Origin of the sequence: Micromonospora sp. NPDC048830 (assembly GCF_043198215.1) — a bacterium.
In the GTDB taxonomy this organism is placed as follows: domain Bacteria; phylum Actinomycetota; class Actinomycetes; order Mycobacteriales; family Micromonosporaceae; genus Micromonospora.
In genome coordinates this window covers 1-22,296 of sequence record NZ_JBICUP010000072.1, presented here as the reverse complement: position 1 = coordinate 22,296, position 22,296 = coordinate 1, and the positions used below count along the sequence as shown (strand labels likewise).

The 22,296-nt window shown below is 67.7% G+C and carries 17 protein-coding genes and 2 pseudogenes; 12 read left to right on the top strand and 7 right to left on the bottom strand.

Annotated elements, in window-relative coordinates; genetic code table 11:
- Window positions 1–74: 74 nt before the first annotated feature.
- The gene (locus ACGFIZ_RS32375) at window positions 75–941 is read right to left on the bottom strand and encodes a transposase (protein WP_393426580.1); all 867 of its coding nucleotides are present in this window, start codon (window positions 939–941) and stop codon (window positions 75–77) included.
- Window positions 942–1,160: 219 nt separating this feature from the next.
- A pseudogene (locus tag ACGFIZ_RS32370) lies at window positions 1,161–1,469 on the bottom strand (IS5/IS1182 family transposase); the annotation flags it as partial.
- A 226-nt stretch (window positions 1,470–1,695) separates the two neighbouring features.
- Here ACGFIZ_RS32370 and ACGFIZ_RS32365 point away from each other — a divergent pair.
- The 7 genes from ACGFIZ_RS32365 (at window position 1,696) to ACGFIZ_RS32335 (ending at window position 12,449) form a co-directional block, all read left to right on the top strand.
- Window positions 1,696–2,235: a LuxR C-terminal-related transcriptional regulator gene (locus ACGFIZ_RS32365; protein ID WP_393426577.1), complete on the top strand. Its 540-nt coding sequence runs from the start codon at window positions 1,696–1,698 to the stop codon at window positions 2,233–2,235.
- Between the two features lie 564 nt (window positions 2,236–2,799).
- Window positions 2,800–5,514 carry a Z1 domain-containing protein gene (locus tag ACGFIZ_RS32360; RefSeq protein ID WP_393426574.1) on the top strand — a complete coding sequence of 905 codons (2,715 nt, stop codon included), beginning with the start codon at window positions 2,800–2,802 and terminating at the stop codon, window positions 5,512–5,514.
- Window positions 5,511–6,521 (top strand): PD-(D/E)XK motif protein, encoded by a 1,011-nt coding sequence (locus tag ACGFIZ_RS32355; protein WP_393426571.1) that lies wholly within the window; start codon window positions 5,511–5,513, stop codon window positions 6,519–6,521. The genes ACGFIZ_RS32360 and ACGFIZ_RS32355 overlap by 4 nt, the downstream gene beginning before the upstream one ends.
- Window positions 6,518–8,503 carry a hypothetical protein gene (locus tag ACGFIZ_RS32350; protein ID WP_393426568.1) on the top strand — a complete coding sequence of 662 codons (1,986 nt, stop codon included), beginning with the start codon at window positions 6,518–6,520 and terminating at the stop codon, window positions 8,501–8,503. Before ACGFIZ_RS32355 ends, ACGFIZ_RS32350 begins: the two co-directional genes overlap by 4 nt.
- Window positions 8,500–9,387, top strand: a complete 888-nt coding sequence (locus ACGFIZ_RS32345) for a hypothetical protein (RefSeq protein WP_393426565.1) — start codon at window positions 8,500–8,502, stop codon at window positions 9,385–9,387. The genes ACGFIZ_RS32350 and ACGFIZ_RS32345 overlap by 4 nt, the downstream gene beginning before the upstream one ends.
- Window positions 9,384–10,139, top strand: coding sequence for a hypothetical protein (locus ACGFIZ_RS32340; RefSeq protein ID WP_393426562.1), 756 nt, complete (start codon window positions 9,384–9,386; stop codon window positions 10,137–10,139). The genes ACGFIZ_RS32345 and ACGFIZ_RS32340 overlap by 4 nt, the downstream gene beginning before the upstream one ends.
- Window positions 10,140–10,565: 426 nt before the next feature.
- Window positions 10,566–12,449, top strand: a complete 1,884-nt coding sequence (locus ACGFIZ_RS32335) for a DNA cytosine methyltransferase (RefSeq protein WP_393426559.1) — start codon at window positions 10,566–10,568, stop codon at window positions 12,447–12,449.
- Here the strand turns inward: ACGFIZ_RS32335 and ACGFIZ_RS32330 are convergent.
- Both ACGFIZ_RS32330 and ACGFIZ_RS32325 read right to left on the bottom strand, forming a co-directional pair.
- Window positions 12,406–12,852, bottom strand: a complete 447-nt coding sequence (locus ACGFIZ_RS32330; RefSeq protein ID WP_393426556.1) for a very short patch repair endonuclease — start codon at window positions 12,850–12,852, stop codon at window positions 12,406–12,408. The genes ACGFIZ_RS32335 and ACGFIZ_RS32330 overlap by 44 nt on opposite strands.
- Window positions 12,853–13,070: 218 nt before the next feature.
- Window positions 13,071–13,793, bottom strand: coding sequence for a hypothetical protein (locus ACGFIZ_RS32325; protein WP_393426553.1), 723 nt, complete (start codon window positions 13,791–13,793; stop codon window positions 13,071–13,073).
- A gap of 387 nt (window positions 13,794–14,180) precedes the next feature.
- Here ACGFIZ_RS32325 and ACGFIZ_RS32320 point away from each other — a divergent pair, with 387 nt between their 5' ends.
- From ACGFIZ_RS32320 to ACGFIZ_RS32305, 4 genes and pseudogenes are all read left to right on the top strand, one after another.
- Window positions 14,181–14,882 carry a hypothetical protein gene (locus ACGFIZ_RS32320; RefSeq protein ID WP_393426550.1) on the top strand — a complete coding sequence of 234 codons (702 nt, stop codon included), beginning with the start codon at window positions 14,181–14,183 and terminating at the stop codon, window positions 14,880–14,882.
- Window positions 14,879–15,997: an XRE family transcriptional regulator gene (locus tag ACGFIZ_RS32315; protein ID WP_393426547.1), complete on the top strand. Its 1,119-nt coding sequence runs from the start codon at window positions 14,879–14,881 to the stop codon at window positions 15,995–15,997. Before ACGFIZ_RS32320 ends, ACGFIZ_RS32315 begins: the two co-directional genes overlap by 4 nt.
- 160 nt (window positions 15,998–16,157) lie before the next feature.
- A complete protein-coding gene (locus ACGFIZ_RS32310) occupies window positions 16,158–16,940 on the top strand; it encodes a DUF4241 domain-containing protein (protein WP_393426544.1) in 783 nt (260 codons plus the stop codon).
- Between the two features lie 13 nt (window positions 16,941–16,953).
- Window positions 16,954–17,490: pseudogene (locus tag ACGFIZ_RS32305) on the top strand (DUF6596 domain-containing protein); the annotation flags it as partial.
- A gap of 284 nt (window positions 17,491–17,774) precedes the next feature.
- Here the strand turns inward: ACGFIZ_RS32305 and ACGFIZ_RS32300 are convergent.
- Window positions 17,775–18,107, bottom strand: a complete 333-nt coding sequence (locus ACGFIZ_RS32300) for a hypothetical protein (RefSeq protein ID WP_393426541.1) — start codon at window positions 18,105–18,107, stop codon at window positions 17,775–17,777.
- A gap of 571 nt (window positions 18,108–18,678) precedes the next feature.
- Here ACGFIZ_RS32300 and ACGFIZ_RS32295 point away from each other — a divergent pair.
- On the top strand, window positions 18,679–19,227 hold the full coding sequence (locus ACGFIZ_RS32295) for a hypothetical protein (protein ID WP_393426538.1): 549 nt from the start codon (window positions 18,679–18,681) through the stop codon (window positions 19,225–19,227).
- 488 nt (window positions 19,228–19,715) lie between these two features.
- On the opposite strand, the gene ACGFIZ_RS32290 is transcribed toward ACGFIZ_RS32295, so the two are convergent.
- Window positions 19,716–20,078, bottom strand: coding sequence for a hypothetical protein (locus ACGFIZ_RS32290; RefSeq protein WP_393426535.1), 363 nt, complete (start codon window positions 20,076–20,078; stop codon window positions 19,716–19,718).
- 10 nt (window positions 20,079–20,088) lie between these two features.
- Entirely contained in the window at window positions 20,089–20,643 is a 555-nt protein-coding gene (locus ACGFIZ_RS32285; RefSeq protein WP_393426532.1) for a TetR/AcrR family transcriptional regulator, read from the bottom strand.
- Window positions 20,644–22,296 lie beyond the last annotated feature (1,653 nt).

Here is a 22,296-nt window from a genome sequence, read left to right as displayed (position 1 = left end):
CGCTGCCGTCTGGTAGTACCGGCACGTCCCGTCGTTGTCGCGGCTGCTTCCCACCCTTCCCCGCACCTCCGGGGTCAGGCTGCCGCCAGCTTCACTGAACTGCTGCGACAGCCCGGCGGAGGGTCCTTGCACCCCTCTCGGAAACACAGCGCCTCACGGCGCACTTGCACGATGTGGAAGTGGTCGACGACCAGCAGCGCATGGGGCAGTATCTGCCGGATCGCGGCCTTGAATACGGTGCACATGTCGATCGCTACCGCTTGGACCTGCTCACGCCAGGCTGGTGGGCGTTCGCTCAGCCAGCCGGTGACAGCCGCGGTGGTGCGGCCTTCGATCTGGGCGAGCAGGCCCTGCCCACCGGATAGATCGACGAAGCCGACGTGCCACCGGTCCGTGGTCGTGGTCCAGGAGCCTGCCTGGGCGTCCCAGCTCCAGTGGGGTTTACCCCGGCGGACCTCGTCGATCCCGAGCACGGTGACCGGTTCCGGCTCGTCCGGCAACACGGCGTTCGCGTGGGCGGTGAACGCGTCGGCGACGACAGGCCACGAGACGCCGTGATCCCGAGCGGCCTGCACGATCGTGTGACCTGCGTCGGCGACCGCTGCCCCGGCAGACTGCCGTAACCGGGTGGTCAGCCTGGATCGGGCCGGGACCTGCGCTACCTGCTCAGTGAACGACTTGCGCGGACCGGCCGGGGTCGGGCAGTACCAGCGGCGCTTGCGCCAGCGCAGCCGTACCGAACGCCCGGAGACCGGCAGGTCCCGCGGCCGGGTCGTGGTCCACTGCTTCACCCTCAGCGCACGCTGACCACACTGCGGACAGCATCGTGCCTGCTCACAACCGGTGGACAGGTCCACCACCGGGACACCCGCGGCGTCCACCTCGACCCGCTCAGCGACCAGGCCGTCCAGGCCCAGCAGCCGGGTCGTATCGTTGACCATGCTCGCCGCTCTTCACCTATGATCATCCGAACTCGACACTCAGATGATCACCGATGGGCTGCGAGCCCTTCACGTTCGGGTCGACCGGACCCACAAACCCCGCTCAAGTTCGAAGAGCCTCCATAGTGGATTGTAGTGCGCGGCATCCCGCTGGCCAGTCGCCTGATTGCCCATTGGCCAACAGAAATTCTGTGGATTAAGAGCGACCGGCAATAGGTGTCATCTGAGTCTGCGAGTGGTGGGTCGGGCGTCCCAGCGGTAGAGGGTTCGGGCTCGAGTGATGAGTTGACGGATGGTGACGATGGCGGCGGCCAGGTACAGATAGAAGTCGATGATCTCGGCCTTGCGGTCGGTGCAGCGGCGGATCTTGCCGAACCCGTTCATCCACGAATTCGTTCTCTCAACCACCCAGCGCTTGCCTACCTGGATCGGGGCGGGCACGCCCTTGCGGGCGATCTCGGCGTCGAAGCCGATCTCTTCGAGCAGATCACGGGTTCGGTTGTTGTCATAGCCTCGGTCCAGATGCGCGGTGACCTGTTCAGGCCAGTAGTGGCGCAGTTGGGCGCTGCACGCTTCGAAGGTGTCTGTTAGCCGTCACCGAAGGTGACGACGAGTTTGTTCTTGCCCGTCATTGATCTTGAGGAAATCTCTGGCGTGACCTGGTGGGGTTGCGCTTGTTCGTGCGCGTCATCACCGTGAGGACGTTGATGCGGGTAGCGGCCCTTCCGGTGTTCCTTGGCCAGGCGCTCCGGAGGTGCTGCTGCTCGACGACACCGAAGCCGACCAGGCCCAGGCCACACTCGTCATCGCCGACAGCGTCGACGAGCCGACCCTGCGGGCCCTGCGCGCGCTGCGCATCCGGAAAGCTCCCGGCCTGGTGCTGGTGGTAACCCACATCGATGACGCCGGCTTGGCCGCCGCGGTGGAACACGGGGTCCTCGGGCTCGTCCGCCGAGCCGAGGCCAGCCCAGAACGCCTCGTCACCGCGATCCGCGCCGCCGCAGCCGGCGAGGGCAACATCCCCGCCGACCTGCTCGGCCGGCTCCTGCAACAGGTCGGGGCGCTGCAACGGGACACCCTCGGGCCACGTGGAATGGCCATCCTGCGCCTGACAGGCCGGGAGGCGGCAGTGCTGCGCCTGGTCGCCGACGGCTACGACACCGCCGAGATCGCGGCGAAACTCTGCTACTCCCCCCGCACGATCAAGAACATCCTGTACGACGTCACCAACCGATTCCACCTACGCAACCGCTGCCACGCCGTGGCATACGCGCTCCGCAACGGCCTCATCTAACGCCACACCAGGGCAGCTGACGCCAGTTCCGGCCTCCCACTACGGCGGCCGAGACCCCGACCAGGGCCGGCGTGAGACGAACGTGGTGGCCTCTCGGGGCCATCCCGTCCCGACCAGTAGCGCACCACCCTGAACAAGCAGTAGCCTGCCTCGCAGCGACACAGACCAGAACCACCCGCTCATGCCCACCCAGGCGGATATCAAGCCAGGTGCCCGTGATCGGGTAACCTGGTGACGCAGCGGGCCGTTAGCTCAATGGCAGAGCTGAGGACTTTTAATCCACAGTTTTCCTGTTGGCCCAGAGACAATCAGGCGATTGACCAGCGGCGACGCAACGCCCTGCAATCTACTGTGGATCCGGAGTGCTCGCGGGGTGCTCGCTTGCACAACTGTCGACATCGACTTGGGGGTAGCTGCTCGGCTACCGATGCGCCTCCACGCCGAACACGGCATCGCGTGGGCGGGCGGACGGCAGAGTGTCGGCGTCCGCTCCTATACTCTCGACGCATCACCACCCGCGCACAGTCGACACCCCTGGGTGATCTTTGGTTGGGAGCCTCCCCGATGAGCACTGACATCGCCGACGAACGAGTGGCCGAGCTGGTTGATGAGATCGCGATCTATGTCCGCGGCGGGGAAAGCATCGAGCGTGCCGTAGCCCGCCTGCGGCGCCGGGGCAACATCCCAGATGAGCTCATTGATGCAGGGCGGCGAGGCTATGAACGGCAGGTCGGGCTTATCCGCGAACTGCGTGACCCGCTTGCCCTCGTCGAGGCGGAGTACCGCACGGGAGGTTGGTACACGGGCCCGCGGCCGGACGACCGGTTCTGGTGGCCGTTGCGCGACCGGCTGTCAGACGGACTGGATGACGGCGCGGTGGGCGCGATCGACCGCGCCTCCAGCCGCATAGTCTCTCTGCTGCGTCCCCCGGGGGCCGACGAGATCAGGTCACGCGGCTTGGTGCTCGGCTACGTGCAAAGCGGCAAGACGACCAGCTTCATGTCGGTGGTCGGCAAGGCCGCCGACGTCGGTTACCGAATGGTCATCGTGCTGTCGGGCATCACCGACAGCCTGCGTGCCCAGACGCAGCAGCGCCTAGACGAGGTGCTCGTTGGGGACGACGCAGGCTGGCACTGGCTCACCTATCATGACGCCGACTTCAACGAGCCGCCTCGCAACGCCAGTGGCCTGCTGCGCGATCCACACAAACGCCTTCTCGCAGTGGTGAAGAAGAACCCAGCCCGGCTGCGCAGGCTCGTGCGGTTCATCGACGCGGCAGGCGAAAGCGTGCTCAAGGAGTGCCCGATCCTGGTCATCGACGACGAGGCCGACCAGGCAAGCATCGATATCGGACGCAACGGCCGGCAGTCGCGAATTAACGCTCTCATCGGGCAGATTCTGCGCAAGCCGAAGGCGGCGTACATTGCTTACACCGCCACGCCCTTCGCGAACTTGCTGGTACGTCCCGCAGACTTCGAAGGGCTATACCCCCGGGACTTCATCGTTAGCCTTGACCGGCCCGTTGGTTACTTCGGGCCAGAGAAGATCTTCGGGCGCGAACCACTGGCCGCCGACGAGCCGGGCGCGGACATCGACGATGGGCTCGACATCGTCAGGCATGTGCCGCCCGCCGACATTACCGCCGTTCAACCACCGCCCGCCCGCGGCGCTGCGGGCGGCTGGTCGCCGTCGATGCCCGACTCACTCGCTGCGGCTTTGCGGTGGTTCGTGCTGGCGACCGCAGCGCGTCGGGTTCGTGACGGATTCGCGATGCACTCCACGATGCTGATCCACACGACCATGCTCACCGCAGGTCATGACGCTCTGGCCGCCGAGGTCGAAGATCACATTACGGTACTCCGGCAGGAAGTCATGGTCGGGGACCGTGCGACATTGCGAGCGCTGCGGGACGACTGGGAGGCGGAGACGGCGCGAATGCCGGCGGAGTCCCTGGGCGAGACGCCGGTGGACTGGACAGACATTTGCCTTCACCTTCGTGACGTTGTCGCCGGCGTCAGGATTGTCATCGACAACTCCCAGTCGGGGCAGCGACTGGCGTACGAGCCGGACGACCCGAGCCCGGTGATCGCCATCGGCGGTAACACGCTCTCCCGTGGCCTAACCCTTTCTGGCCTGATTTGCAGTTATTTCGTGCGGGCCACCAACGCCTACGACACCCTGCTCCAGATGGGCCGCTGGTTCGGTTACCGACCTGGCTACGGGGATCTTGTTCGGATCTGGATGACTGAGGATCTCGAATCCTGGTTCTACGACTTGGCTACCGTCGAAGAGGAGATCCGCCAGGAGATCCGCCGCTACGAGATCGAAGATTGCCGTCCCGACGAACTGGCCGTTCGGATCCGTACCCACCCGGCCATGATCGTCACTGCCGCCGCCAAGATGCGTTCCGCCGTGGAGGCCGAGGTCAGCTTTGGCAATTCCAGGCAGCAGACCATTCTGTTTCACCATCGCGATCAGGATTGGCTGCGGCCCAACCTTCAGGCCACGCGCAAGCTGCTCGACGCCGCCGTACGTGCGGGCCTAAGCCCTGTCGCGATGCAAGACGGCCGGCATGTGGTGCGCAGCGTGCCGGTGGATTTGATTCTGCAGTTCCTGCACGACTACTCGTTCCACGAGGACAGCCACCGGCTGCGACCCGATTTGTTGGAACGCTACATCAGCTCGGAGAACGCGCTCGGTGCGCTGCGGAGCTGGAGCGTTGTGGTTGTTGGTGACCGCAGCGGCGAACGCAACGGTGGCAAGGGCCCACTCTCGCTGGGCGGCGGCATCGCGGCCAATCGAATCAACCGCAGCCGGCTGGACATGCCTACCATCGGCCACGCGAACATCAAGGCCTTGGTGTCTCGCATCGACCGCGTCGCCGACCTCGACATGGCTAAGGCTGAGGCGATCGCCGCGGCTGGCGGTGACGACGACGGCAAACTGCGCGCTCTGCGTGAGGACCTGCTCGGCGCTGTTGGTCTGCTGTGCCTGTACCCAATCGCCGCCGACTCGGTGCCATTGCGTCCTGATCGGGCCCCCAAGCCGGGAGCCAAGCGGCGGGTCCCGCTCGACGCCACGGAAGACGTAATCGGAGTAGGTCTGTTCTTCCCCGCCAGGCGCGCCGCATCCGGGGTGCGGTACCTGTCGGCGGACCTGTCAGCCCTGGTGCCCGAGCAGCCTGATGAGAGCCTCGTCGAGGCGCTCGACAACGCCGACGAGGTACTCGCCTCTGCTCAGGAGGCGTCCCAGCGACGTCCGCCGGCGGCTCGACGGTGACCGAACGTTCCGAGCACCTGTTCGCGCTTCTTGAAGACAACGCTCCACTGCAAGACATCCGCATCCGTTACACCGACGTGCACGTGCCCGGCGGTCGGGTCGGACACGCCGTCGGACGAGACGGGCGTCGGCACCTGCTCGTTCCGCTGGCCCCGGGCGACAACCGGACCGAGGACCGGACCAGCCGCGGTGTGACGATCACGGTGCGGCGGCTGACTGACAACGGCCGCGCTAGCGTGTTCCTCGACGTGGCATGTGAACTGCCAGAGATGCGGGACCTGTTCGCCGAGGTCTGCGACGAGATGCTGCAACGACTCGAAGCCGCCCCCGGGATTCAGCCGGGCCCCGTGTGCCGTGGGGTGCTGAAGCGCTGGCGGGAACTACTGGCACCAGCAGCCGGCGAGCTCCTGGGCCGGGACCGCTTGGCCGGCCTGCTGGCCGAACTGCACTTCCTCGAACTTGCCGCCGCAATCGATCCCGACCTCGCCCTGGCCACCTGGACAGGGCCGGACAACGCCCGCATCGACTTCATCGGCAACAGCGCCGGCGTTGAGGTCAAGGCCACCACCGTTAGGGAGCATCTGCGGGTGGAGATCCACGGTCTCGGCCAGCTCGACCCTGGTCCACTCGACGAGCTGTACCTGTACGTCGAGCAGCTCGAGTCGGTACCATTCGGCGGCGACTGCGTGCCGGACGCTATCGAAAGGCTCGGCGAAGCCCACGTCGATACCGTCCGACTGCTGCAGGCTCTGGCCCGATCCGGCTATCGCCACACCGCCGCCGAGTCCTACCGCTTGGTGCGCTTCCGGCGGCTCCAGCAGCGCACCTTCCGGACCACCAGCCCTGGATTCCCGCGCCTCGTCCCGGCGGACCTGAGAGAGCCCACGTTGCCAGCCCGGATCAGCCGCGTCCGCTACACCATCGACCTGACCGACGCCACCCTCTTGCCCGGCTTCGTCGAAGGCGTCAACCAGGCCGTGACGCACCTGATCGGAACTCCACGGTGAGGCCGCTGCACCTACAGTCCGAGGCGTACCGTCCCGAAGGTGGCATCGATGCCCGTTCTCAGCGGCGCACCCTCGGTCGGCCGGCCCTGGACTTCTTCGACCTGTTCCTACGCGAGACACTTCAGAACAGTTGGGACGCCCGAATCGGCGAAGGACCAGTGCACTTCAGCATCGACGCTTGGCGCACAACAGCAGACCAGAGAAGCGTCCTGCGCGATCTCGTCTTCAAGACGGTTCCCTCCTTCGCGGGCCCTGGCGAGATCCTTCGTAGCGAAGACGTCAACGTCCTCGTCGTGACGGACACCGGTACCCGCGGGCTGACCGGGCCCACCCGGGCCGACCTCGCCACCGACGTCGACTCCAACTTCATCGATCTGGTCCGCAACACGGGACGCGACGAGCGGAAGGGACTGGCGAGCGGCACCTACGGCTTCGGAAAGGCAGTGCTCTTCGAGGCGTCCGCCTGCTCTACGGTCGTTGTCTACTCGCGCACCATATTCAGTGGCGTACCCATCGCCCGCCTCATCGCCATGACGCTTGGAAACCCGTACGAGGATGCCGGACGGCGCTATACGGGCCGGCACTGGTGGGGAGTGGCCGGTAGGAACCTCGTCGAACCCCTCGAAGGTCCGCCCGCCGAGGAACTAGCAGCAGCACTTGGTCTTAACCGGCTACCGAACGGCGCCACCGGCACCTCCCTCATGGTGCTCGCTCCGTCGACCGATGACGCGCCACTACGCGACGTCGTAGCCCGACTCGCCGAGGCCGCTACGGCACACGCCTGGCCCCACATGGTGTCTACCGCGATCCGCAAGCCGGACATCATATGCACCTTCACGTGCGACAGCGAGACGCTCGCGCCGCCGGACCCCACCACCGACCCGCGACTACGCCACCACGTCGAGGCATACCGGCGCTGCGAGGACCTCCTCGCCGGACGAAGAGCACCCGAACACGCCTGGCCGTGGGCAGTCGAGGAGGTCCGCTCGCAGCGCCCCGACCGGCGACTGGGAGTGATCGCCCACCGCGACTACCCCTACAACCCCGACGGCAACCACGACGCGGTTCCCGCCGAGGTCGCGCTCATGCGCTCGCCCCGATTTGTCGTCCGGTACATGCCGGTAAAGCCGGCCCCCTCTGGCCAGGCCACCGCCGGGGTCTTTCTCGCAGCTCCAGAGCTTGACAGCGACTTCGCCAGGTCCGAACCCGCGAGCCACGACGAGTGGCGCCCGGCCAACCTCGGCCTTGCACGCAACCAGCGCAACCCCGTGCGGCAGGCGTTGGAACAGATCAAGGCACGGTTCCGCCGTCACACCATCCCCGTCACCGCGACGCAGGCCACGCACCACCGGGGTACGGTCAGCCTCGCGTCACGCCTCGGTCGCCTGCTCGATGGCACGGTCGCCGGCACCGACCCCAGGATTCCCGCATTTCCCGAGCACGGCGGTTCGGTCGGCAGCGCCACCGGAAGTAGCACCCCGTTCGGTCCGCACAACGGTTCGGATCGGACCGGGGAACCGGGCAACGCGCAGGCCGGCACCAACGCCACCGGTCAAGGCGCCGATGCACGTGCGGCACACGCCGGCTCCGGTTCCTCCGGCGCCCAGGACGGCTGGATCCGACAACGTAACCCGGCCCGACGCCCCCGTGCCTGGCTCGACCCGACAGTGAACATGATGACCGTGGACGGCGCTACCGCAGTTCAGTTCAGCGCCACCGTGGTCGTGCCCGAAGGCAATCGAGGTGCCATCGTAAGGGCCGAACCGTACGTGTTGGTCGATGGCGGCAAGGAGAGCGAACCACCCGCGGGCGCCGACGTCCCGCACATCATCTCCTGGCGCGAGACAACGACCGAGGAAACCCAGCACGGCCACCAGGTCGCACTGTCACAACCCGGCACAAGTCACTGGATTGTCACTGTCTCCCAGCCGCCGGACACGGCGGTCAGCCTACGGTTGGAGGCAAGGGCGGCCACGCCATGAGCACGGCTCCTGTCAGCCTCGGCTTTTTGCAACCGGACCAGTCCCGGCTCATCGCCGTCGAGCCCGAGGTCACCTACGGCCACGGCCTGGCGGTGGTGCAAGGCCGAGCGATGGAGTGGGACTACCACGCCCGGGTGCGGGTCGAATGGAGCATCACGGTAGACCTCGCAGGCATCCTCGCCGACTGTGGGCTCGGAGTCGGGGCTCGTGTCGATGCCGTCATCAGCTGGCACTCGACGTGGACCAACCTTCGTGGGGCGGGCACCATCGCCGCCCTCGTCGACGGCAGGAACAACCTCGGCATCGACATTCCGGGGGAGGTGCTCGGCGGGACCCTCAACCTGACCGTCACTGTCACTCTCGGCGAGGCCGGCCTCGGGGCTGCCGTCTTGGCGCCACGTCGGCCCGGAAGTCCGTTGTGGTCGCGTCGGTCCTCCGTGGTACTGGAGGGGGCGGCAGCGAGAATGCCCGTGATGGCGGTCGACTTCGCCGCCACAGGACGGGGCCGGGAAAACGGTGTCTGGCTCCTCGAGTGCGATCACGACCTCACTGCCTCGGTGGCTGGCGCGCTGCTCTTGTATCTCAACACCGCGCACTCCGACGTACAGAGCTTGCTGGACCGGCCGGCCGACCCCGCAGCTGGAGCGTTGGCGCGGTTCATCGCCTTCGACGTCACCCGTCAGCTCGTTGTCCGGGCCTTGCAGCACGACGAACTTGATGAGCGACACCGATACGACGAGGGCACGCTCGGCGACCTCTTCCTCACCCTTTTCGCGACGCATCTGCCAGGGCGGACCCTGGACCATCTGCGGCGCGAATACGAAGACGACCCGGGCGAAATCGAGGCTGAACTGCTGGCTCGGGCATGGGAGTCAGGTAGGTGAGCGCCTCCGGTAACGTCTACCCCCGCCTCGACGATGCAGCTGCGGACGAGTTGATGCGCAACCACGCGTCGTTGGAGATCAAGGCGATCGCCGCCCTCGCCGCGACGTCGCACCCTCGTGTGTCGTGGTACGAGACCGCCACCTCCCGTATCAGCGAAAACCAACTGCACGAGCTCCGGCTCGTCATACTCGACATCGCGAGAAGCGAGGGCTACCCGGTACCCACCCCTCGCCGCTACGCGGGGTTCGACCAGCGTGTCGGCCCCGAACTCCTCCGCCGCATGAACATCTTGCCCGCCGACGCGTCCCACCCCGGTGTCTGGATGTTCATATCCCTCGTTCTGCTGCCCGACGTCGCCGTGTGGCGGTGGGCGGCCGACCGACACCGGGACCGGTTCACCGGTCGTCAGCACCGCGACACCTTCCGACGACTGTGGTCCAGGGCTTACGCGGTCGGTGAACACGCTGCTGCCCAACTACTGGAGGATGAATTCACCGGAATCATGGAACGGACCTCGATCGCCGGCGATCCACGCGTCGCCAAGGCCGTGGCTGCGGCGCACCTCTCAGCCGTCGCGAAAGAGCCCCCTGTGTCCAGGACCGACCTCCTCCGGGAGGCGATGAAGCGTATCCGGCGCATGTCCGTCGTAGTGCACTTCCCGGCTCTAGACGGGGCGCAGCTGCAACGCCTGCTTGAAGAGGTGTACCGCGACACACTCGAGGCCGTCGGCTCCCGGGCGCAATCTTCATGAGCGACGAAAGGCAACGAGGACAGCACAGATTCATCGGCACTGGGCCGGCCACAAGAGTACGTCGCTCTCCACGGCTGTGGGGTCAACAGCAAGCGGCGAGCTGCGCCAGGCATTGAGACCAGTCGGACACGCACCAGTGGCGGAAGCGCGTCCCACAACGGTAGTTCATGAACGAGTTTGCTAGGAAGCCTGCAGCGCAACGCCGCGACCTCGTGATGGTCGGGGGTGCCGAGGGAGTCGGCGGAGGGGCCGCCTACAGTGTCCAAACCGGCGAGACTGCCGCGAGCTGACGAGGACGACCCGGATAGCGCAGTGCTGCGACGTGACGAAAAGCGGTCATCGTCGTACAGTGTGCCTGACCGGTCGTTCATACACGCGTGCGACCGAAGTTGCCGTGAGGGTTCGAATGGGGGGGACGGCGTCCGGGTGGCCACCTACGGTGTGAAGCTGCAGCGGAGCGACGACCTTCGACTCCTCCCCCGCGAGGACAGCTGCAGCCTGGAGTCATTCCCGCAATGGTGTGAACAACGGCTGGCTGCGGGAGGACGCCTCGCGGTCGACCTGTTCTCCGGGGCCGGCGGGTTGAGTCAGGGCCTCACCGACGCAGGGTGGACCGTCGCCGCCGCCGTGGACCACGACCGCAAGGCGCTGGACACACATCGGGCGAACTTTCCAGGACTGGCTCTGGACGTCGACCTCGGGGACGAGGTCGCCCGAGCCGACCTTGTGCGGCTCCTCCGACGGACCGAGATCGACCTCGTCGCCGGAGGACCGCCCTGCCAGCCGTTCAGCCGGGCGGGACGCAGTAAGATCCGCAGCCTCGTTGATGCCGGCAAGCGCGACGCAGAGGACCACCGCAAGGAACTGTGGCGTGCCTTCGTCGACGTCGTCCTCAAGGTCCGCCCCCGCGCGGTGCTCATGGAGAACGTGCCGGACATGGCACTAGGCGACGAGTTGTTTGTGGTGCGCACCATCGTCGCGATGTTGGAACAGGACGGCTACCGCACGCAGGTGCGACTTGTGGATGCATGGCGCTACGGGGTTCCTCAGCACCGCCAACGGCTGATCCTGCTTGCTCGCCGCGACAGCGGATCGTTTGCCTGGCCCCGGGAGGTTGAGCAGTTCACAACCCTGCGGGAGGCCATCGGTGACCTGCCACGGCTCGAGCTCGGCACCGGCGGACGCCGGTTGGAGCATACGTCCAAGGACCTGAGCAAGTTCGCCCTACGCATGCGCTGCGGCGCCGAGACCGGTGTCGTTTTCGATCACATGACCCGCCCGGTGCGCGACGACGACCGTCAGGTTTTCTCGCTGATGACCTCGAAGACCCTCTACTCGGCAATCGACCCGAGCCTGCGTCGGTACACCGCCGACACCTTTGATGACAAGTACAAGCGCCTGGACTGGGACGACAGGAGTCGGTCGATCACCGCTCACATCGCCAAGGACGGCTACTGGTACATCCACCCGGAGGAGCACCGCACCCTCACCGTCCGTGAGGCAGCACGCATCCAGACGTTCCCCGACAGCTTCCGTTTCGCCGGCACCCGGAGTGACGCCTTCCGGCAGATCGGCAACGCCGTACCACCGATGCTCGGTGAGGCCGCCGCGCTGGCGCTCATGGCTCAAGAGGAACCGTCAGACGACACGCACCGCGGGTGGGGTACCGTCCGCAAAATTCTCGCTCAGCACGCCACCCGTCAGCGTCTGGGCGATCACTGGTACCTGCTGCCTTCGCAGGGCCGCCCACCGGCCCTGGCGGCGCTGGTGGCGATGATCGGCGGCCAGCCCGGACTCGGCGCCACACTGGAACCCCTGCGAGACACAGCCCCCCTGACGCGGCAACTGCTGGAACGTGTCCTCGACGGTAGGACCACGTCAAGGCTCCGCAATGCCGTTGAGCGGCTAGCCCCGCTGTTGGACGACCCCGACGTCGCTCACGATCCTGACCAGCTGGAGATTAAACTTGGGCTGCGGGCAGCGGAGACAGACCTCTTCCGGCTGCTTCTCGGCGAGGACCGCCTGGTACCCAACCAGACGGCGACCCGAGTGGCAGCACGAGTGGTCGGAAGCGACTCACACACGACGAACCGACTCACCGCCGGCAGGCTCGACCTCGCGCTGCTCGTCGGGTCTGGGGCACACGCAGCATCGCGCATGGCGGCCGTGCGACTACTGGGAGCTACCGTTTGTCGGACTGAGCCCAGCAGGCATCTCTGTCGAACGTGCCCCCTTCGCAACAACTGCCACTTTGGCGCGCGCTTCGTCAGCTCTGGAAAGCCCGCTGCACCTGTCGGGCCGCAGCCATGACGTCGGCTTTGATCTCACACTCCCACAGCCGCACCACGCGCCACCCCGCATCAGCCAGGGCAGCATCATTGCGCCGGTCCCGCTCCTGGTTGTCACGCAGTTTCTGACGCCAGCGATCCGCATTCGGTCCTCGGAAGGCCCGCGGTCCGTGCTGAGGACAACCGTGCCAGAAGCAGCCGTCAACGAACACTGCCAACCGTCGCCCCATGAACACGAGATCGGGTTTGCAGCGGCCGACTACCGGTCGCTGTAGACGGAAACGCATCCCGAGGGCGTGCACGGCCCTGCGGAGGACGATCTCTGGTTCCGTGTCGCGTACCCGGCGCCCGCGCAGATGTGCGCCGGCCTGGGTCGAGACCCAACCCCGAGAGTCGGTGCCGCTACCAGAGCCTGCCTGCCCCATGCCATCAGGATAGTGATCGGCATGGCCGACCGCCTGGCCGACATATGGACCCTGAAGAAGCCTTCCCAAGGCAGACCAACCGGGCCGGCGTACGACCGTCTCGGCAGGTCGTCTCGCAGTCCTGCTGGCAACCAGTCGACCCGAGCGGCCAAGCACCTCCCCAAGGCTACGACGGGTAAGGCTGCCAGGAAGAAGGCGTCTAATAACTCGCCAAAGGCTCAGCAGTTGAACAGTGACTGCTGCCCGTCCACTTCGACGCGGTCCTCCACGGGTTGTTCATCATTCGAGGACGGTCCCCAGAAAAGGGGCGGTGGCGGATCGTGTTCAGCCTTGGCCAGAATCGCCGCGGCCAAGTCCATCATCTCTTTGATCGACTGCGCATGAATAGTCAAAAACTGCGGGCGCAGGTCATCGAGGTCGAATCCGCAGGACATGCGCTCAACCAGCGGCTGCAACCAGTCCGCGTGCGCCCGGTCGATGGCGGCCACAACGACCGGCCGCTCGGCCCAGGATCGCTCGGCATGACTGCGGCAACTGGCGGCCGGTACGCATCCGGTCGCCGCCAAAGCATACGTTAGCCCGGCGACCCCAAGCTCAAGGTGACACAGACTGACCGAGTCGACGTCACCATGTTTGGCAAGCGCGGCCATGCCTGCCTCATCCTCGGGATCTTCGGACGGGAAATCAGGGTTGTGTGCTTCGATCAACCGGGCGAAATGCTCGAACGTCGTAGCATCGTCCGCCGCAGCGTCGACTGCAGCTGCCGCAGCCCGCTCGTCGGCTACCACCTGGGCCGCTTCCGACAAAGGCACATCGAATATCGCCCACACGCCTTGGAAGAATCCGATGCCCTCTTCATGGATTTCGTCCTCTGCCGGCATCCAGAACGGGGCATTCTGCGGCAAAGCTGGATCAAGCTGGATGTGCGCGCGGGGGATCAACAGCCTCTCCTTCCGAAGTTTCTTGAAGCAGTCAATCACCTTGAGGACGCAGAACACAGCTGTGGCGGGGGACTCGTACGAGCTAACCTCGACCCTTCGTTAAGGGCTGCCCATAGGCTGGGAGGGAAGCAAGGAAGCGCCTTCTGATCAGGGTAAATAGGGCTTGCCGAAGGTCCCATGTTCCTGTCACAGAAGGCACTTGCTGGGTGAAGGCTACCGGAACACGTCCGAAGATCATGGTAACCAGGGACGGACGAGGCGTGGTCGGTCGCGCCAGTGCCCGACTACTCGCCGATCTTGCCGTGAGGTCGAATGGGGTTCGGGTTCCGGCGTGTCGGCCGCTTGATTTCCGCAACATCAACTGCGGCGTCGGCTAGATTTCCTGGCATGGGTCTGTTGGGCGACGCGGTGGTGATGCTGGACGAGCGGGGCGTGCTGGAGCCGCTGGGTGGGTTGATCCGGCAGGTGTACCGGCGGGCCGCGGACCGGCACGAGCCGGAGCTGGGCGACGACGCGATGAGCTTCGGCACGACGGTGTGGCGCAACCTGACGAACCTGGGCAAGGCGATGTTCGAGGGTGTCGACGGGGTGCGGGTGCGGGTGGAGGACAACTCCCTGGAGATCCTCTGCGCCGGGTACGTGGTGCGGCTGTATTCGTTGCAGGGTGGGGTCGAGTCGATCCGGTGGGAGGGTAGCGAGGCCCGGCTGGGTGGGGCGGTGGAGAACAGCCGCGACGGCCAGTTGGCGTTCGACGACGACGAGCAGTTCCCGGAGGTCTTCGCCGGGGTGGTGCCGCCCAAGCGGCACCTGCGCGTCGCGCACACCGGGGACATCACGACCGGGGAGGCGACGGCGCACCTCGGGCTGCCCCGGGACAACCGCGAGGGCGGGTCGCCGTGGTTCGAGGTGATGCTCTGGTTCGGTGACGCGGTGACGGTGGGCACGCCGCTGCCGGTCGTCGGCGACGGCACCGGTGTGCCGGGGCAGCGGCACGACGAGCTGCCGGTTCCCGAGCTGCCGATCGAGACGCTGCGGCCGGGTCGCGCCGGCGTTCGTTCTCTCGGTGCTGCCGCCGGCCGTTCGGCGTGACCGGGGGGATCCGTGCGCCGGTCTCGGCCAGCGTGGCCGTCGCGGCGTTCGAGCCGCACGCCCTCGGGCTGGCCCGCCGGTGGCGGCGGATGCGCAAGAACGAGTTGGCCCGGCAGATCGGGGTCACGGCGGCGGCGGTCAGCCAGTACGAGCTGGGGCAGGCCCGCCCGTCGGCGGCGGTGCTGGCCCGGTTGGCGTTAGCGTTGACGATGCCGGTGGAGTTCTTCGCCGCCGGTTTTCCCGCTCCGGCGTCGCCGGGGCGTGCGCACTTTCGTAGCCTGCGGGCCACCAGCCAGGCGGAGCGGGACCAGGCGGAGGCGTTCGGCGAGGTCGCCTGGCGGGTGGTCGAGGTGCTGGGTCGGCAGCTGCGGCTGCCCGAGCTGCGGCTGCCGCAGCTCGACCTGCCGGAACCGGCGCGAGCCGAGGACATCAGCGCGGCCGCTGCGGCGGCGCGCCGGGCGTTCGGGCTCGACGACGGGCCGGTGCCGCACACGGTACGGCTGCTGGAGGCGCATGGGGTGATCGTGCTGTCCCTGCCGGACGTCTCGGAGCGGGTCGACGCCTTTTCGCACTGGTACGGCCAGCGGCCGTTCGTCTTCCTGAACCCGGCCAAGAACGACCGGGCCCGCTCCCGGATGGACGCCGCCCACGAACTCGGTCATCTGCTGCTGCACCACGACGCCGAGCCTGGCAGCCAGATCCTGGAACGGGAGGCCACCGCCTTCGCCTCCGAGTTCCTCGCTCCCAGCCCGGCGTTGGCCGCGGAACTGCCGGCCCGCCTCGACTTCGACCAGCTACACGAGTTGAAGCGCCGCTGGGGCATCAGCCTGAAGGCGCTCGTCTACCGGGGCCACGACCTGGGCGTCTACCGGGACCACACCTACCGGCGGGGGATGAGCCTGCTCGCCCAGTGGGGCCACCCCGAGCCGGGTGACCTCGGCCCCCGGGAGCGGCCCTCCCTGCTGGGCCGGGCCGTCGAACTCCTCGACCAGCAGCGGGTGACGACGGAGAGTCTGGCGGCACAGGCCGGCCTCCCGGCGTCCCTCGCCCGTACGGTGATCGACGCCGCCACCGAAGACCTCCTCGAACTGCGACTGGCTACAGGAGGCTCCTGAGGCAGCGGGAGTACCAATAATTGTCATTCTGATGCCCGCCGCGCCTGTGTCTGGTTCCAGGACCTGCATAACGAAGCGGTATCAGGGCCTGAGTGGCACTCCGTCGGCTGTTGTCGTAGATCATCCTGTAGGTGCTCTTCGTCGATGGAAGGGGGCGCAGGTGTGGAGTCGACGGCAGACGCTGAGGCTTGCGCTCGCCGCAGCGGCCGGCGGCGGTGGAACCGTTCTCGGCGGGTGCTCGGCCTGGTCGCCTTCTGGTCGGCCGGACCCGTCTCGCTCCCTGTCGCCCGAGGAGTCCCGTCCGTGGCCGCCTCCTGAGCAGGCAGCGGGCCTGTTCCGGCCGGGGTCGCGGCACCTGCTCGACGGCGGCGAGTGGGCGACCGCGAGGACGCTGCCCGCAGGCGATCTGCATCTGCCCAGCGGCAGGCTGGTCGCCGCTGACCCCAGTTGGCTGACGACCTGGGAAATGTCGGGCATCGCACCTTTCACCGCGACGGTGCCTCCAGGCACCTATCCGTTGACGCTTGCACTGGTTGAATGGCCGCAGGACAAGCGTGTTGCGGCGGCGAAGTTGGTGATCCGTGACGAGCCGGTAGCGGCCTGGGAGATGGCGCTGCGACCCGGCCAGGACCCCGGCACCCTTCACGAGGGTGAGGCGTTCGTCGTCGGCGTCAACGTGGCCACCATCGTCCTGTTCGACAGGGTGGCGCTTGAAGCGATGGCCAGGCGGAGCGAGGAGAACCCGGAGTTCTACTCCGTGGCCGAGGCGGAACGCCCGGTCGAGCTGCAGGACCGGGCTTCGGGCGCCAACCTCATCGCGTTCCACACGGGCTGGGGCGACGGCGCTTATCCGGTCTGGGTTGGTCGTACGGCCACCGGGGCCGTGGCCTGCTTCGTCGTCGACATGGCCATGCTGGCGCCTGCCGGCAGCTCGTCATCCTGACCGAGGCAGCCGGCTGCTCGCCTTCATGCTGCTGTACCACGCCCGGCGTGATACCCGGACCGCGCCCGACGGCAGCCTGGTGCCGCTGGCCGAGCAGGACCGCCGCCGGTGGGACACCCAGTTGATCGCCGAGGGCGTGGAGAGCCTGCAAGCGGCCCTCGCCCGCGACCGGCTGGGCGAGTTCCAGGCCCAGGCCGCGATCGCGGCACTGCACGCCGCCGCGCCCACCGCCGCAGAGACCGACTGGGTGCAGATCCTCGAGTGGTTACGACGAGCTCGCCCGCCTGACCGACAGCCCGGTCGTGAAGCTCAACCGCGCGGTGGCGTCGGCGAGTCCGACGGACCACGCGCCGGACTGGCCGCACTCGCCCCGCTGGACGACACGCTACCCCGCCACGCGGCCGTGGCGGCGTACCTCCACGAACGCGACGGCGACCGGACGACGGCGGCACGGCTGCACGCCGAGGCGGCCCGAAAGGCCCCCAACCTCGCCGAACGCGACCACCTGACCCGCCAAGCCGCCCGACTCAATACCTGCCGGTGTCTCTGACGGGTCGCGCGCTCGGATCCCTGCCCGTGCCGGTGAGCCGGTTGTCGCGGCGTCGTCGTCCCTCGACCACCTGCTGCCGGTCCGGCTCGACCCAGTCCCTCGTCGGTGAGCCGGTCGAGTGCGCCGTAAGGGTGCCGGGCCGCAGCGTCAGCCGCCCGCCGGACAGCGCAGCGATGCCGCTGACGACGCGCCGTGGCCCTGCGTGGGCTCCCGCGCGCGGGCGGGTGCGGCGACCCCGGCCACCGCGGATCGGCACGAAGTCGTTGGTCGTCTCGTCAGTCGGTCTATGCGGCCGCAGCCGCCAAGGAGGCGGGCCGGGGAGACTGCCGCCGGTGCGGGGACGCTGGTGGCCGTGCGGGTGCGGTGGTGAACCAGCCGCGAAACGCCGACGACCGAGGTGCGACCACAGCGGCGTGTTCGTGCGCTCGTCGGGTCGTGTCCCGGGTGGCGGCTGGCCGCGCTGGGCGGGCCAGGTCCATGGCCCGGCGGGCGGTGCGGGCGGCGTCGCACATGCCGCGCTGGCCGGCGCACTGCAGGTTGCGGCAGTCGCCGCGGTTGTCGGGCTGGTGCGCGCCGATCACGTCGAGGGCGAGCCGCCACAGGAGCGGGTCGGTCACGTCTCCGGGGATCACAGCGAGCAGGCTGAGGCGTTCACGAGGCATGGCGGGAGCCCTTTCGTCGATGGGTCACGTCGTCCGCCATTGCAAGGCGGACGGACTGCGGACACGATCGACGCTCGCCTTTGACAGAAGGTCAAGTGGTCTCGCCTGAGCGGCTATCCCGGGCTGGCGGCGTAGAGGTACGCGGGGCAAAGAACCCTGGTCGTTGGTGCGAGGAGGGACCGTGGCGGCGGTTCGGGCAGTTTCTCGATCGCCGAAGGCAAGGTTCGGTGGCGCTTGCCGCCGAAACGCCGCGCGGGCTGGTACGGCAGTGAGCTTGTCGGGCTGGCGACGCCCACGACGACGCGGTCGCTCCCGCCGTTGGTGGCGCTTGTGAGTGCCACAGCCTGATCTGGCTTCGGCCTGTCGCCGACGTCGCCGAGCCTGGCAGGTCGCGCGCCCGCCGATGGGACGCACGCCAATCGGCCAGGTTCGACGCCAGGGAAACGGCCGCGGCCGAGGTCAGCGCCGGTGACGTTTCGTAGTGTTCAGGCGGTGGTGGCGACGGTTGTCGGTGGGAGGGTCAGCGGTGGCGCGTACCTGGCTGTCCGTACGGGTCGAGTTGGTCTCCGGTCGCGGCGTCGACCTGTGGCCTCGGCCGGGCAGGGTTTTCGCGGCGAGCCGGTCGCATACCTTCGCCCAGCTCGCTGACGCGATCGACCTGGCGTTCGCCCGCTGGGACCTGGCCCACCTGCACATGTTCACGCTGGCCGACCACACCCAGGTCACGCCGCTTGAGCTGTGGGACGGCGATGCCCCCGAGGGCAGCGTCGACAGTGACCGGGCCAGGTTGAGTCGTCTGGGTGGCGGCGAGCAGTTCGCGTACGTGTTCGACTTCGGTGACGACTGGGCGCACCTGTGCAGGGTCGACGAGTCCCGCATCGACCCGCTGGAGATGCTCGGTGGCCTGCCCAGCGAGCCGATGCCGTACTTCGGGTGGGGTGACCTACCTGATCAGTACGGACGGCGGTGGGACGGCGACGGCGGCGAGGCGCCGCCGCCGGAACGGCCGCAGCGACCGCTTGCTGAGCTTCCGCCGCTGCTGCCGGGATGGGGACCCCGCCAGCGCGGGCAGTAGCGGTCCCGAAGTCCTCGGGCGATACGCACCATGGCGGGTTCACCTGTCGGCCCGCGAACAAGTCGAGCGGCGGGTTCATGATCGGCGAGATAAGCGGCGGGAAGAGGTAAAGGGCAGCCTGTTCGCCGGCCAGGCTCTGATCGTGTGCCCCGGCCTGGGCGCCCGGCGACAGGTCACCTCTGCTGGACCGCGACTGCGCTGCCCGCGCCGCAGCTCGACTCGGACGCACGTGGACGGCGGCAGGGCAGGACCACCGATGTCGGAACGGGGCCCGTTCGAGGTGCGCTGGACGACTGCGGGGACTGCGGCCGTGGGGCGCGGGAACCCTCGCTTGGAGGCGTGGAGCGGTGCCGCACCGTGCCGACGTGACGGTGGGCCGAGGCTAACCCGCTTGTCGGCGGCCAGTGCAAGGCCCCCAGCGGCGGCCAGTTAGTGGGGAGAGAACTGGCCGCCGGTGTTACCGAGCGTGAGTGGTGGCTGAGTTGGGATCAGGTGGTGGAGCGGGTGATGGCGTGCTCGACGAGGTCGACTGCGGCCCGGGGGTCTGCGACTTGGACGATGAGCCGGGCGTAGCGCTCGTCGCGCAGTTCGATGACGACGGCTTTGGCCGGGTCGCGGACGTCCCAGAAGACACGCTCGCCGTCGATGTGGAAAGTGCCGGCGGTGATGACGCCAGGTAGGTGGGCGCCGGGCGCGCGGATACCCTTGGGCTCCTTGGTCACGCCGGGGTCGGCGGTGGCGCCTCGGACGTTGGACAGCGGGATCTCCAAGCGGCTCCTGAGGGCCCAGAGCTTGTCCAGTCCTTCGATCTCGATGATGAGGGTGTCGTTGTCGATGTGCACCTTGGCCATGGAAGCTCCTTCAGGATTGCGGTTGGTGAATCCGGTCGAACAGGGATGTGCCGGCCCCGGCGGCGTCAACGCCGGCGCGGATCCGCAGGCGCAGGCCGAGGATCGCCGCGGTGAGCGCGTAGGCCAGGGGCGACGGCGCATCGTCGGCGGTCGCCGCACCGCCGCCCAGGGTGAGATCGATGGCGGCGTCGAGGTCGCGCATGGTGCGGGCGACTTCCTCTGCCACCTCGGGGTCCACCGGCGCGCGTTCGGCCACGGCCAGCAGCAGCAGGTCCATGTCGGGGCTGGCGGTGTCGGCCACGAACATGTCCCTCAATGCTTGTGTCGGGTGGGGGGCCGCGGTGACCTTCGCCAGCAGTGGCCGGACCTGATGCTCCAGGTGCCACCGCAGGGCGGCCAGATACAGCCCGCGCTTGCTGCCGAAGACCTTGTACAGGCTGTTGCGGTGCACACCGAGGTGCGTCACCAGGTCATCGACGGAGATGCCGTCGTACGCCCGGCTGGCGAACAGGCTCACCGCCGCCCTGATCACTTCGGTTTCGTCGAATGCTCTCGGTCGGCCCATGGGAGGACCCTAGCCGGTTTAGGAACGACCAGTCAAGAACAACCGTTCCTAAATCTGGTCGCGTTGTTGCCGCCTCACGCCCAGCCCGGGCGGAACATGGTCGGGTAACACGGAGAGTGAGGGCGTCGCTGGCCGTACCTGGGGAAGCGCGTCTGGCCGCCGACACCCCACCCGCTGTTCCGGGTGCTGGCCAGCTTGACGCGCCTATGACCGATCTTGACCCCGTCCACGGGCGTCTCTTCGCAGGTCGCGGTTCACCGCCCGACTGCGGTACCGCTTCGTCCGGTAGCGCTGCCGCCGTCAGTGCTGAGCAGGCGGGGCTCCAGCCGTTCTCCGGGACGATGCTGTCCGCGTCGAGGACGGTCGGGTGCCTCGCTTTCTGCGCATCGTCTACGTCGCGGGTGCGGTTGGCGCTGGACACGCGGCGGGCCGTCGCAACGGTAGAGGTTGATGTGCTCAGTTCATCGTGACCGGCCGGGATCACCAAGTCCACGATCAGGGCTCCAGGCCCGGCCGAGCAGCGTGGTGGCGGGGCGGCAACCGGCCGACCGGCCGCGAGGGCGGGTGGGCGAGGCGACGCGGGCGACGCCGAGCTGCGGGCTGGCGTGGAGTCGTTGCTGGTCATCTGAGAGTGGGTGGTCTTCGACGATCGCTCTGGTGCGACAGGAAGTCAACGGCTTGCACCGGTCACCTTCACGGCGGCGTCAGGCGACGTCGTTGTCGTCCTGGCGGCCACGCCTGTTGCCGCCTATCAGGTCCGGCCGGTCCGCTGGGAGGTTCAGCCCGGTCGTGGGTCACCAGGAGGAGGCGGTCTCGACCCCGCCGCTGTGGAACGCCGGCAGCCTCCTGGGGGAAGTAACGGAAGGGAACTCCCTCCTACGGAGGGAGTCTGGAACTGTCACCGCCGGTGACGAGCGACGGTCACGGCGGTGTGCTGCACTGACAGCCGCATGCGGCCGTCACGCCGGGTGCGATGGTCGTGAGCAGTGGTGAAGGCGCGGTGAAGTCCCAGGGGAAGACGTGATGGAAGACCCCTTATGAGCTCGCCAGATGGTCGCTCGGCGACGGTCTCTCCACACTTCATCTGCCGGCCGTAGAGCGCCGCCCTTGTGCAGACGGTCGTAGACCAGCCCGACGGCGACCTCCCGGGTCCAGTCGACCCGCATGGGTTCGGGTCCGGCCTTGTGGCCGCCGCGTGGAAACGCCCCGCGCCCTCAAACCGGCTCCTGTCAGCTCCAGCGAACGCCCCGGGCGTCTAACAACGATCTGACATGGCTCCGACAAGGCGCCGCCGGGTCTGACAGACCAGCTCAGCCGCCATACGCCCGTCAAGCAGCTGGGAGACGCGGCCACCGGCTTTCAGGCGTCTCCGTCCCAGCACTCGGTGTCCGGCGGTAGCGTCAGGGTCCAGCCGTGATGATCTGACATTCGGCACCGCCCGTCGAGCCGGTGAGGCCGGCGTGCGAGGCGGCGAGCCTCCGACCAGGGCTGTCAGATCAGCCCCTCCGCTGTCAGAGGTCTGTCAGATCCGGGGGGCGTTCGCCAGAGCTGACAGAGCCTGCTAGCGGACGCGGAAAAATCCTTGTTGGCGGACAGTTGAGTCCCTGCTCGCGGACAGCAGAAATCCTGCTGGGCGGTCAGGTGATCTCCGTC

Coding starts and splice junctions, on each gene's coding strand:
- ACGFIZ_RS32375 (WP_393426580.1), bottom strand. CDS start 941: ATGGTCAACGATACGACCCGGCTGCTGGGCCTGGACGGCCTGGTCGCT.
- ACGFIZ_RS32360 (WP_393426574.1), top strand. CDS start 2,800: ATGAGCACTGACATCGCCGACGAACGAGTGGCCGAGCTGGTTGATGAG.
- ACGFIZ_RS32345 (WP_393426565.1), top strand. CDS start 8,500: ATGAGCACGGCTCCTGTCAGCCTCGGCTTTTTGCAACCGGACCAGTCC.
- ACGFIZ_RS32330 (WP_393426556.1), bottom strand. CDS start 12,852: ATGGGGCAGGCAGGCTCTGGTAGCGGCACCGACTCTCGGGGTTGGGTC.
- ACGFIZ_RS32320 (WP_393426550.1), top strand. CDS start 14,181: ATGGGTCTGTTGGGCGACGCGGTGGTGATGCTGGACGAGCGGGGCGTG.
- ACGFIZ_RS32290 (WP_393426535.1), bottom strand. CDS start 20,078: ATGGCCAAGGTGCACATCGACAACGACACCCTCATCATCGAGATCGAA.
- ACGFIZ_RS32285 (WP_393426532.1), bottom strand. CDS start 20,643: ATGGGCCGACCGAGAGCATTCGACGAAACCGAAGTGATCAGGGCGGCG.